Annotated in this window: 11 protein-coding genes; 7 read left to right on the top strand and 4 right to left on the bottom strand. The window is 69.3% G+C overall.

Annotated features, from left to right (window positions below):
• From WBA97_RS31680 to WBA97_RS31665, 4 genes are all read left to right on the top strand, one after another.
• Positions 1 to 474 (top strand): hypothetical protein (locus WBA97_RS31680; RefSeq protein ID WP_424234639.1); only part of this gene is annotated, 474 nt, incomplete at its 5' end.
• Positions 475 to 557: 83 nt separating this feature from the next.
• Positions 558 to 1,553 (top strand): TerC family protein, encoded by a 996-nt coding sequence (locus WBA97_RS31675; RefSeq protein WP_424234638.1) that lies wholly within the window; start codon positions 558 to 560, stop codon positions 1,551 to 1,553.
• 834 nt (positions 1,554 to 2,387) lie between these two features.
• The gene (locus WBA97_RS31670) at positions 2,388 to 2,975 is read left to right on the top strand and encodes a phosphoribosyltransferase (RefSeq protein WP_424234637.1); all 588 of its coding nucleotides are present in this window, start codon (positions 2,388 to 2,390) and stop codon (positions 2,973 to 2,975) included.
• Between the two features lie 13 nt (positions 2,976 to 2,988).
• Positions 2,989 to 3,471 (top strand): barstar family protein, encoded by a 483-nt coding sequence (locus WBA97_RS31665; protein WP_424234636.1) that lies wholly within the window; start codon positions 2,989 to 2,991, stop codon positions 3,469 to 3,471.
• On the opposite strand, the gene WBA97_RS31660 is transcribed toward WBA97_RS31665, so the two are convergent.
• Positions 3,462 to 5,978 (bottom strand): DEAD/DEAH box helicase, encoded by a 2,517-nt coding sequence (locus tag WBA97_RS31660; RefSeq protein WP_424234635.1) that lies wholly within the window; start codon positions 5,976 to 5,978, stop codon positions 3,462 to 3,464. The two genes, WBA97_RS31665 and WBA97_RS31660, sit on opposite strands and share 10 nt — an antisense overlap.
• A 29-nt stretch (positions 5,979 to 6,007) precedes the next feature.
• Positions 6,008 to 7,051: a hypothetical protein gene (locus WBA97_RS31655; RefSeq protein WP_424234634.1), complete on the bottom strand. Its 1,044-nt coding sequence runs from the start codon at positions 7,049 to 7,051 to the stop codon at positions 6,008 to 6,010.
• A gap of 283 nt (positions 7,052 to 7,334) precedes the next feature.
• Here WBA97_RS31655 and WBA97_RS31650 point away from each other — a divergent pair, with 283 nt between their 5' ends.
• The 3 genes from WBA97_RS31650 (at position 7,335) to WBA97_RS31640 (ending at position 10,043) form a co-directional block, all read left to right on the top strand.
• A complete protein-coding gene (locus WBA97_RS31650) occupies positions 7,335 to 8,591 on the top strand; it encodes a hypothetical protein (RefSeq protein ID WP_424234633.1) in 1,257 nt (418 codons plus the stop codon).
• A 117-nt stretch (positions 8,592 to 8,708) separates the two neighbouring features.
• Positions 8,709 to 9,506, top strand: coding sequence for an SGNH/GDSL hydrolase family protein (locus tag WBA97_RS31645; RefSeq protein WP_424234632.1), 798 nt, complete (start codon positions 8,709 to 8,711; stop codon positions 9,504 to 9,506).
• Between the two features lie 105 nt (positions 9,507 to 9,611).
• Positions 9,612 to 10,043 (top strand): hypothetical protein, encoded by a 432-nt coding sequence (locus WBA97_RS31640; protein ID WP_424234631.1) that lies wholly within the window; start codon positions 9,612 to 9,614, stop codon positions 10,041 to 10,043.
• On the opposite strand, the gene WBA97_RS31635 is transcribed toward WBA97_RS31640, so the two are convergent.
• Positions 10,044 to 10,358: an antibiotic biosynthesis monooxygenase family protein gene (locus WBA97_RS31635; protein ID WP_424234630.1), complete on the bottom strand. Its 315-nt coding sequence runs from the start codon at positions 10,356 to 10,358 to the stop codon at positions 10,044 to 10,046.
• Between the two features lie 67 nt (positions 10,359 to 10,425).
• Positions 10,426 to 10,968 (bottom strand): FHA domain-containing protein (locus WBA97_RS31630; protein WP_424234629.1); only part of this gene is annotated, 543 nt, incomplete at its 5' end.

Genomic DNA, 10,968 nt, shown 5'->3' with positions numbered 1-10,968 from the left:
GGGCTGGCCGCGTTCGTCGGCCAGCCCGCCGGGTGGGCGCTGGTCTCCGCGCTGACCCTTGGCGTCCCGCTCGGGTTGGTCGGCGCGGGGTACACGATGCTCCTCATCCGCGGCAAGATCCGGCTCGGTGGGTTCGCGCCCGCCGCGGTGTACTGGCTGGTCGGGTTCCCCCTCGCGCGGCTGTTGCACGAGGTGCTCACCCGGCTGATCCTCACCGGTGAGCCAGGTCTGCCGGTGGACCCGTTCGGTTTCCTGGCCTACCAGGGCATCGTGAGTGCCGGGTTCGCGATCGGGTTCCTGTGGCTGCACGAGCGGGTCGCGCCGAGGTACTGGCAGCGTCTCGCCGCGCATGACCCGGACGCCCGGGCGGTGTACCTCAGGTACGCTGAGCACGCGCGGGCGATGTTCGAGGCCGCGGAGCGGCGCAAGGCCGCACGGGGCCGAAAGCCGAGCGCACGCACCTCGGTGCGCTGACCCACCGGTAATTCCCGGGAAACTCGCCGATGCACCAGCCAGGTGCACCGGTGGGTTCTTCCTGCGCGCCGAAAGGTGGCTAGATGAACGTCCCGGCATGGTTGTGGGTGGTGACCATCATCGGTCTCACCGCCGTCATCTTCGTCGACTTCTACCTCATCTCACGCAACCCCCGTGACCCGTCGATGCGCGAGTGCACGGCGTGGATCGGGGTGTACGTCGCCCTTTCCGTACTTTTCGGACTCGGCGTGCTGCTGACCGCGGGCCCCCAGTACGGCGGCGAGTTCTTCGCGGGCTGGATCACCGAGTACTCGCTCTCGGTCGACAACCTGTTCGTCTTCGTGATCATCATGGCGGCGTTCGCGGTGCCTCGCGAGTTCCGCCAGAAGGTGCTGTCGATCGGCATCGTGATCGCGCTCGTCATGCGCGGCATCTTCATCCTCGTCGGCTACGAGGCGATCACCAGGTTCGACTGGCTCTTCTACGTTTTCGGTGCGTTCCTCGTGTACACCGCGTGGAAGCTGATGGTGCACAAGGACGACGATGAGGACGAGTTCAAAGAGAACCCGATGCTCCGGATCGTCAAGAAGGTCGTGCCCGCCACCGACCGGTACGAGGGTGCCAGGATGACGGTCAAGGTCTCCGGGCGGCGCATGGTGACGCCGATGCTGATCGTGATGGTCGCGATCGGGACCACCGACCTGCTCTTCGCCCTCGACTCGATTCCCGCCATCTTCGGGTTGACGAAGGAGCCCTACCTCGTCTTCACGGCCAATGCCTTCGCGTTGATGGGGTTGCGGCAGCTGTTCTTCCTCATCGGCGGGTTGCTGGACAAGCTCGTGTACCTGTCGATCGGGTTGTCCGTGGTGCTCGGGTTCATCGGGCTGAAGCTGATTTCCGAGGCGCTGCACCATGATGGTGTTTCCTGGGCGCCGGAGATCCCGATTGTCGCGTCGCTGGGCATCATCGTGGGGACGCTTGCTGTCACCACGGTGGCCAGTTTGTGGAAGGTTCGCCGGGATCGGGACAAGGAGCTGGACTCGCTTGCCGATGAGGAGCCGGTGGCCGATCCATCCTGAGCCGGTGGCGGGCCTCACGGACCGGGGCCCGGTCACCGTATCGACGGGCTGAGCCGCGCGGACCGCGGCTCAGCCCGCCGGTTTGTCCGGCGTCCCGACCCGCGGGGTGCGAACCCAGTGCCCCGAAAGCCGCTTCAGGACGTTGAGCCTGAATCCACCGATGTTCTGCTTGGTTATCTGGTCGTGCGATGGGTGTCGGCCTGGTCAAGCCCGCTTCGCTGGGGGCGGGCGCGCAGCGCCCGCCCCCAGCGGCGTTCCGTCAGAGGTGGCGGACAGGCGCGATGTCCCGAAAGCGCCTTTCAGGGCGTTGAACGTCCCAAAATCGGCTTTCGTGGCGCCAACTATGCCCCGAAAGCGTCTTTCGGGGCATAGCACCCGCAGGATGCGTTGCCCAGCGCCCCGAAAGGGGCGCCCGAAGGGCGGAAGCCCGCCACCAAGGGGCTCCCTGCCATCCCGTCGACCTGGCGAAGCCCGATCACGCCGTGTCAAGGGGGCCAAACAGACCAAAACACAACAATGCCAAACCCGGCCCCCTTGACGCGGCGTGATAGCCCTTGGGAGGTCGACGGGATGGCAGGCAGACCCGAACCCAACGCAACCGAACCTGCAAACCCCCCCGCCATCCTGGAGACCTGCCCCTCCGGCGAGGAGCCGCCGGAGGCAACACAACCGACCCGAAAGACGGGACACCGGCTGCGTCCGAGCGCGCCATTCAAGGCGGAGTACATGACTTTGCCGACCCCGCTCCGGGGCAGCACGTGTTCGTGCGGCTTCGCCTCGGGGATGGGGGGACACTGAGGTATGCGCTTCCGAGATCGCCATGAGGCGGGGAGAGTGCTGGCGGCGCGCCTGCGGCACCTGCGCGCGGCGGATCCGGTCGTCGTCGGTCTGCCCCGGGGTGGGGTGCCCGTCGCCGCCGAGGTGGCCGCCGCGCTCGACGCACGGCTGGACATCGTGCTCGTCCGGAAGATCGGCGCCCCTGGGCATGAGGAACTGGCCGTCGGTGCGATCGGGGAGGACGGCGTCACCGTGCGGAACGAGGCCGTGCTCCGTGAGCTCGGCCTGACGTGGGAGAGCCTGGCCGACGAGGTCGCGCGTGAGCGGGCCGAGATCCTGCGGCAGGCATCGGCCCTGCGGCCCGGGCCGCGGCCGGACCTGCGCGAGCGCACCGTGATCCTCGTCGATGACGGGATCGCCACCGGCGCCACCGTCCTCGCGGCGCTGCGGGTGCTCCGGCACCTCGGTGCCACGCGTGTCGTGCTGGCGGTGCCGGTCGCGCCGCCCGACTCGCTGGCGGCACTCGCTCCGCTGGCCGACGAGGTGGTGTGCCCGTCAAGGCCTCGGCGGTTCGCGGCGGTCGGGCAGTGGTACGACGACTTCACGCAGGTGCCCGACGACCAGGTGCGCACACTGCTGGAGTAACTACGCTGGCCCCGTGGCACCCTTCGACCTCGACGGCACCGGTCCGGACTTCCGCCTGTTCCAGAACGGTCCCGTGACCCTCTTCCACCGGAAGGAGGTCCTCGACGACACCGTGTCCCAGCTCGCGGGCCTTGGATACCTCGTGCACCGGTTCGACGCGCGGACCTGGACCACCAAGGCCGGGTTCGCCGCCGCCATGAAGCAGGGGCTCGGTTTCCCCGACCACTTCGGTGGCAACCTCGACGCGTTCGGCGACTGCCTGCGTGACATCGTGGGTGCGAACCGGGACACGGCGGGCACCGTCCTCGTGTTCACCGGCTACGACGACTTCGCCGCCAGGGACCCGCGTACCGCGCAGGCCGTGCTCGACATCGTCGCCGACGTCGCCCGGTTCGCGATGCTGTTCGGCCACCGCCTGGCCTGTCTCGTCCAGTCCGACGACCCGGACCTCCGCTTCACCCCCGTCGGCGCGACCGCGGTCGGCCGTCAGGGCTGACCGGCGTCCAGGATCCTCACCGCCGCCGCGCCGATCTCGTCCGACTCGGCCAGGTCGACCTCCGCGACGATGCCCCAGTCGCCGTCGCCCGCCGGGTCGTCGAAGATCTGCCTGACCTCCCAGCGGTCCTCGTGCTCGGTGATCATCAGGAACTTCGGGCCCCTGGCGTCGGGGCCGGTGCGGATCTCGTCGTGCTCGTCGAAGTACGGCATCAGCGCGTCCATCCACGCGTCGGTGTCCCACCCTGCCTCGCCGTCGAGCGCGCCGAGGTCGGCGTACCGGCGGGCGGCCGCCAGCTGTACGCGGTGGAACAACGCGTTGCGCACCAGTACCCGGAACGCGCGCACGTTCCGCGTCACCGCGGGCACGCGCTCGTCGGCGTCCGAGGACACCGTGTCGTCGTCGGGGTTGGTCAGCTTCTCCCACTCGTCGAGCAGGCTGGAGTCGACCTGCCGCACCAGCTCGCCGAGCCACTCGGTGAGGTCGGCAAGCTCCTCGGTCTTGACCTCCTCCGGCACGGTCTGCCGCAGCGCCTTGTACGCGTCGGCGAGGTAGCGCAGCACGATGCCCTCACTGCGGGCCAGCTGGTAGAAGCCGACGTACTCGACGAAGGTCATGGACCGCTCGAACATGTCGCGGGCGATGGACTTCGGCCGCAGGTGGTAGTCCGAGACCCACGGGTGCCCCTGCCGGTAGGTCTCGAACGCCCCGTTCAGCAGCTCCTCCGCCAGCGGCTTCGGGTAGGTGATGCGTTCGAGCAGCGTCATCCGCTCCTCGTACTCGATGCCATCGGCCTTCATCGCCTGTACGGCCTCGCCGCGTGCCTTGTGCTCCTGCGCGGACAGGATCTGGCGCGGATCCTCCAAAGTGGACTCGATGACCGACAGCACGTCCAGCGCGTAGGACGGCGACTCGGTGTCCAGCAGCTCGATGGCGGCCAGCGCGAACGGCGACAGCGGCTGGTTCAACGCGAAGTCCAGCTGCAGGTCCACGGTCACGCGGACCGAGCGACCCGTCTCGTCCGGTTCGGACAGTCGCTCGACCACGCCAGCGGAGAGCAGGGCCCGGTAGGTCGCGATGGCGCGGCGGATGTGGCGGCGTTGCGCAGGCCGGTCCTCGTGGTTGTCCTCCAGCAGCTTGCGCATGGCGGTGAACGCGTCGCCGGGTCGGCCGATCACGTTGAGCAGCATGGAATGCGACACGGCGAAGCTGGACGTCAGCGGTTCCGGTTCGGCCTCGACGAGCCGCTGGAACGTCGGCTCGCCCCAGCCGATCGAGCCCTCCGGCGGCTTCTTCTTCACGACCTTGCGCCGCTTCTTCGGGTCGTCACCGGCCTTGGCGAGCGCCTTCTCGTTGTCGATCACGTGCTCTGGCGCCTGCACGACCACGTTGCCGACCGTGTCGTAGCCCGCGCGGCCCGCGCGGCCGGCGATCTGGTGGAACTCGCGGGCCTTGAGCAGTCGCACGCGCTGACCGTCGTACTTGGACAGTGCGGTGAACACGACCGTGCGGATGGGCACGTTGATGCCGACGCCGAGCGTGTCGGTGCCGCACACGACCTTCATCAGCCCGGCCTGCGCGAGCCGCTCCACGAGCCGCCGGTACTTGGGCAGCATGCCGGCGTGGTGCACGCCGATCCCGTGGCGCACCAGGCGGGACAGCGTCTTGCCGAAGCCCGCGGTGAACCGGAAGTTGCCGATGAGGTCGGCGATCCGGTCCTTCTCCTCGCGGGTGCAGACGTTGATGCTCATCAGGTTCTGCGCGCGTTCCAGCGCGGCGGCCTGGGTGAAGTGGACGACGTAGACCGGTGCCTGGTTGGTGGAGAGCAGTTCCTCGATCGTCTCGTGCAGCGGCGTGAGGCGGAACGAGTAGAACAGCGGCACCGGCCGCTCCGCGGAGGTGACGATCGCCGTCGGCTTGCCGGTGCGGCGGGTCAGGTCCTCCTGGAAGCGGGTGACGTCGCCGAGCGTGGCGGACATCAGCAGGAACTGGGCGCCGGTCAGTTCCAGCAGCGGCACCTGCCATGCCCAGCCGCGGTCGGGCTCGGCGTAGAAGTGGAACTCGTCCATGATCACCTGGCCGACGTCGGCGGCCGTGCCAGAGCGCAGCGCGATGTTGGCGAGGATCTCCGCGGTGCAGCAGATGATCGGGGCGGCCGCGTTCACGCTGGAGTCGCCGGTGATCATGCCGACATTCTCGGCGCCGAAGATCTCGCACAGCGCGAAGAACTTCTCCGACACGAGCGCCTTGATCGGCGCGGTGTAGAAGCTGCGCTGCCCGTTGGCCATGGCGGTGAAGTGCGCGCCGATGGCGACCATGCTCTTGCCGGAGCCGGTGGGCGTGGACAGGATGACGTTCGCCCCGGAGACGATCTCGATCATCGCTTCCTGCTGCGCCGGGTACAGCGTGAGGCCCCGTTCTTCCGCCCACGTGGAGAAGGCGTCGAAGAGCGCGTCGGGGTCGGCGCCGGATCCGGTGCGGGCGGGGAGCACGTCGGTGAGAGTCATGGTGTCACCGATGGTCCCATGTCCTGCGGTTACGGGGCGCGGCGGTCGATGCGTGGCCTCGGCCTGGTCACGTAGGCGTTCTGCTGGGGTACCGCCGCGCCGACCGCTGGTGGCTGGGCGTCCAGCCACCAGCGCAGCGCCGTCGGCACCGGCCACGGCGGCATGAGTCCGGCGATCTCCTCGTGCAGCGACAGCGCCTGGTCGCAGTGCACCCGCCACGACCTGGTCATGGCCGAGACGTCGTGCCGAGGGGCCAGCAGCCGGTCGCCGAGGGACAGCTGGGCGTGCAGCGAGTGCCGGTAGATCCCGTCGGGGGGCAGGTCGGTCGGCACGGTGCCGTCGCATTCCGGGCAGTCGCACGGCCACCGGCCGGACAGGTCCGGTGTCCGCGCGACGATCCTGGCGAGCACGGCGGGCCGGTGGTGGCCGAGCAGCGCGGGCACGAACAGGCCGGACGTGGTGGCGAGGGCGCCGGCGTGCGCGCCGTGGCAGACCGCGCCGAGCGCCCCGATGTCCGACCGCAGCAGCACGACCGGCACGGTCACGGACAGGAGCCGGACCAGTCCGCGGGTCACGTACCGGGTGGCGAACGAGTCGCCGACGATCGTGATCGCCACCGGCAGGCGGGCGCTGTTGAGCGTGGCGACGAGCCGGTCGATCCACGCAGGCACGGCGAACCAGCCCGCGCCGAGCGGCAGCGAGACGAGCAGGGGGGCCGGGTGGCCGCGGGCGTCGGCGAGGAGCCGGTGCAGTCCCGGCCAGTCGCCGGGAGCGAGGTAGCCGGAGTCGGTGAGGGCGACGAGGCCGAGTTCGTGCTGTTCCGCTGTCCACGCCCTGCGCAGGCCCGCGCCCGCGCGGAGGGGGTAGTTACCGGCGTAACGGCTCGCGTCGCAGAGGAGCGGGCCGTCGTAGCCGGTGCGGCGTAAGTGCCGGACCGTGTTGCGCGGTTTGGCGCCGGTCAGCACGAGGCCGGCGCGGTAGCGTGCGGCGATGTCGCCTGCGGTCGCTGCCTGTTCCGGCGAGCACTGCACGAGTAGTCGGCGTAAGAGGTCGTCGACCCTGGGCTGGGTCATGCACTACACCGTGCACTGTCCGCAGCGCTCTGTCACGCGTTGTCACGCCTATGCGTGGCAAAGTCCGCCAGATGGCGGGCAGGCACTACCCGCAGTGCACCAATCCGCCTCCTCGGAATGAAAAGTGTTGGACGCTTTCCGGCTAACGGCACGGAGGACTGGTGGATTGTGGTTGCGTCCCGTCACGATCCCCTGATCTTCACGCGATCTTGACGGGACGTCCGCGTAGTGGTGTCATGCTCGTGAAACTTATTCACATTTGTGGCCGGTCGGGAGGCCCGTGATGTCCCTGCTCAAGCGTTACCTGGTGGCGGCCGGTGTTGCCGTCGCCGCCGTCGGCGCGGTGGTGCTGCCCGCGACGGCGGCCGAACCCACCGCCGAACCCACCGCCCTGCCCACTGCCGCCATCTCGATCGGCGACAGCTTCATCTCCGGGGAAGGTGGCGGGAGCTACTCCGCCGTGACCGACCTCAACGGTGTCTCGCAGGGGTTCCCCGGGTGGTCGGCGGCCAACAACAACGCCTACTTCTGTCACCGGTCACCGAACGCGTCGCTGTACCGTGCGACGCTGCCGGGCATCCAGGACCGGTTCAACCTCGCGTGCTCCGGCGGTCAGCCGCACGACATCGCGAGCCCGTCGGCGAGCAGGGAGAAGGGCCGCACGGTCGCCGCGCAGCTCGACCAGCTCCGCGGGGTGGCACAGACCCACGACATCGACCTCGTGCTGGTCGGGCTCGGCTCGAACAACAGCTCGTTCACGTTCGGTGACGCGGTCTCGGTGTGCGCCAACCGGTTCATCGCGGACGCGTGGACCGGATGGTGGGAGTTCTGGGCGGGCGACCCGCCGCAGGAGCCCTGCACGCTCGGTGACCTCGCGACCGAAGCGGAGTTCGCGGCGGCGACCACGGAGACCACGAACGCGCTGCGGGCACTGCTGACCACCTTGGACGAGGTGGACGCCGACGGGCAGCACCGCGTGGTGTTCCAGGACTACACGAACCCGCTGCCCACCGACTTCGCGCAGCGATACCACGAGGAGGACGGCCGCGCCGACGACCGCGACAAGTTCCGCGACCTCGGCGCGGAGCGGTACGCGGCCGGCTGCCCCGCACACCGGGGAACCCTCGCGGCAGGCCACCTGTTCTCGCAGGCACTTGGCCGGATCGTGCAGTCCTCGCACGCGACGCTGTCGGCGGAGTTCCCTGCCGACGATCTCGTGTACCTGAACGTTCAGAGCGCGTTCGACGGCGCGCGGCTGTGCGAGCAGGACGGCAGCCCGGGTAACGCGCTCGCCACGCCCATCCGGCTGATGGACGGCCCGAGCGGCACGTTCGTGACGGACCTCGGTGGCAAGGACAAGCTCGACATCCAGCGGATCGCGGGCACCTGCGTCGACTACTTCCAGACGTGCCAGGAGTCGTGGCACCCCAACGCGAACGGTTACGGCGTGCTCGGCCAGTGCCTTGGCGGCGCGGCGGTCACGGGGAGCAGGCAGGTGACGTGCGTGCGTCAAGGTGACGGCAGCTTGTCCGTGGGGTAGTGACCATTACTCCTTTTACTTGGGTAAATGGCAACGGTAAGGCCCGTCGGGTGGCTTCCCGGCGGGCCGTCCACATCGGATCATGAGCGGGAAACCCTGCATCTCGTGGAGGTACCAGTGCGGTTCCCTCGATCCCTTTTCCGCTCCGCCCTCGTCGTCGCGGTCGCGGCGACGACGGCCTTCGGCCTCGCCGCACCTGCCTCGGCAGCGGCGGGCAAGTACGTCGCGCTCGGCGATTCCTACTCGTCCGGCACCGGCGCGGGCAGCTACGGCAGCAGCGGTAGCTGCAAGCGCAGTGCGAACGCCTACGCACAGCTGTGGGCGAACGCGAACGCGCCATCCGCGTTCTCGTTCGTCGCGTGCTCCGGCGCGGTCACCAGCGACGTGCTCAACAACCAGGTCTCCGCGATCACGTCGGACACGGCGCTGGTGACCATCTCCATCGGTGGCAACGACGCGGGCTTCGCCAACGTCATGGTCACCTGCAACACCAGCTCGGACGCGACCTGCGTCAGCCGCAACAACGACGCGCAGAACTTCGCCCGCTCGACCCTGCCAGGGCGCCTGAACAACGTCTACACCCAGATCCGCAACCGGGCGCCGAGCGCGCGGGTGGTCGTGCTCGGCTATCCGCACATCTACCAGCTCGGCGGTTCGTGCTGGGTCGGCCTGAGCGAGACCAAGCGGGCCGCGATCAACCAGTCCGCCGACGTGCTGGCGTCGGTGATCTCCGGGCGCGCCGCCGCCTACGGGTTCACCTTCGTCGACGCGCGGAGCGCCTTCGCAGGCCACGAGATCTGCGCGTCCGGCACGCGGTGGATCAACAGCGTCACCTGGCCGGTCGACGAGTCCTACCACCCGAACGCCACCGGCCAGCGCGGTGGTTACTACACCGCGCTGGAGGCCGTGGCATAGGCATGGCGGCGGCCCGGTCCTGGAACAAGGGCCGGGCCGCCTGCCAGGCTCGGTACTCGCGCCAACCCGGCCCACGGCACCCCACGACCCGCTTAGGATGCCGGCATGGCGGAGGACGGGTTCGTCGAAGTACACGGGGCCAACCGGGGCAACAACGTGATCCTGCGCCTCTTCGCCGTGGCGTTGATGGTCACCGGACCGATCGTCTACGCGGCCAGCCACGGCGGCACCCTCGGCATCGTGCTCACCGTGGTGCTGCTGCCGCTGGGCATCGCCGTGTGGCGCGGTATCGGGCGTGCCAAGCGGCGGCTGCTGCGCCTGGACGAGGTGGGCCTGCCCGCGACCGCCGTGGTCCTGTCCGTTGAGCCGATCAGCGAGGATCCCACGGTCCGCGTCCGGCTCCTGATCAAGGGCCCGGACGTGCCCGAGTTCGTGATCGAACACGACGCCAGGTACGGCCCCGGCCTGAAGCCGGGGAACAGGCTCGTCGCGGCGGTCGACCCCGACGACCACCGCGACTTCGAACTGGACTACTAGTCAGGCGTCCTTGGGGCCCGTCTGCTGGATCACCTCGAACGACCACGCCGACGAGTCGGTCGCGATGGGCTGGCCGCCGCCGCTGTGTCCGCCGCCGGGCCGCATCGACTCCGACATCCACTTCTGGAAGTCCTCTTCGCTGCGCCACCGCGTGTAGACCAGGTACTGGTCGGTGCCCTCGATCGGTCGCAGCAGTTCGAACCACTCGAAGCCGTCCGAGCTCTCGACCATGCCCTTGCGGGCCGCGAACCGCTTCTCCAGCTTCTCGCGCATTTCCCCGGGGACCGTCAGCGCGTTGATCTTCACGATGCTCATGGCATCCATCTTGGCGTATCGGCGGTCGGTTCGCCTCAGGCACGCGTGCGGGCCGTGGCGTGCACCCTCAGGCGCGGCGTAGCGTGATCCTGGTCCACGCGCCGATGTACACCCGGTCGCCCTCGGTCATCGGTCTGGGTGCGTTGGGGGGTAACGGGTTCTGCTCGTCGTTCACCACGGTGCCGTTCGCCGAGTCCAGGTCCACAATGGACCATGAGCCGTCCGCCTGTGCGACCAGCAGCGCGTGCAGGTGGGACACGCCGGGGTCCTCCGGCGGGCCGATCAGGTCGATGTCCGGCATGATGCCGCGGCTGCGGCTCTGCCTGCCGATGCTGACCTGCTTGCCCTGCAACGGGAAGTGCCGGTCCGGGCAGTACGCCGGGAACGTGATGCCCGACGCGTCCGGGCCGTCGACCGCCATCACCGAGTCGTAGTACGCGCGGTCGGCGGTCACCGTCGCGGTCCACGTCGTCGCCTCCGGCATGCGGTCGGCGGGCACCGGGGGAGCGGGCTCGACCGCTGCGGGCGGCGGGGTCGTCACCACGGCCATCGAGTCCTGGCCACACGCCTCGCAGAACCGGCCCGCCAGGTCCGCGCCGCACGCCTGGCA

This window comes from Actinophytocola sp., assembly GCF_049647105.1.
Lineage (GTDB): Bacteria > Actinomycetota > Actinomycetes > Mycobacteriales > Pseudonocardiaceae > Actinophytocola.
Note: the sequence above shows the minus strand (reverse complement) of the source record. Positions and strands in the feature narration are given on the sequence as shown.

What these genes read in the sequence shown, in the direction of transcription:
- WBA97_RS31675 (WP_424234638.1), top strand. Translation starts at nt 558, where the DNA reads ATGAACGTCCCGGCATGGTTGTGGGTGGTGACCATCATCGGTCTCACC.
- WBA97_RS31660 (WP_424234635.1), bottom strand. Translation starts at nt 5,978, where the DNA reads ATGACTCTCACCGACGTGCTCCCCGCCCGCACCGGATCCGGCGCCGAC.
- WBA97_RS31655 (WP_424234634.1), bottom strand. Translation starts at nt 7,051, where the DNA reads ATGACCCAGCCCAGGGTCGACGACCTCTTACGCCGACTACTCGTGCAG.
- WBA97_RS31650 (WP_424234633.1), top strand. Translation starts at nt 7,335, where the DNA reads ATGTCCCTGCTCAAGCGTTACCTGGTGGCGGCCGGTGTTGCCGTCGCC.
- WBA97_RS31640 (WP_424234631.1), top strand. Translation starts at nt 9,612, where the DNA reads ATGGCGGAGGACGGGTTCGTCGAAGTACACGGGGCCAACCGGGGCAAC.
- WBA97_RS31635 (WP_424234630.1), bottom strand. Translation starts at nt 10,358, where the DNA reads ATGAGCATCGTGAAGATCAACGCGCTGACGGTCCCCGGGGAAATGCGC.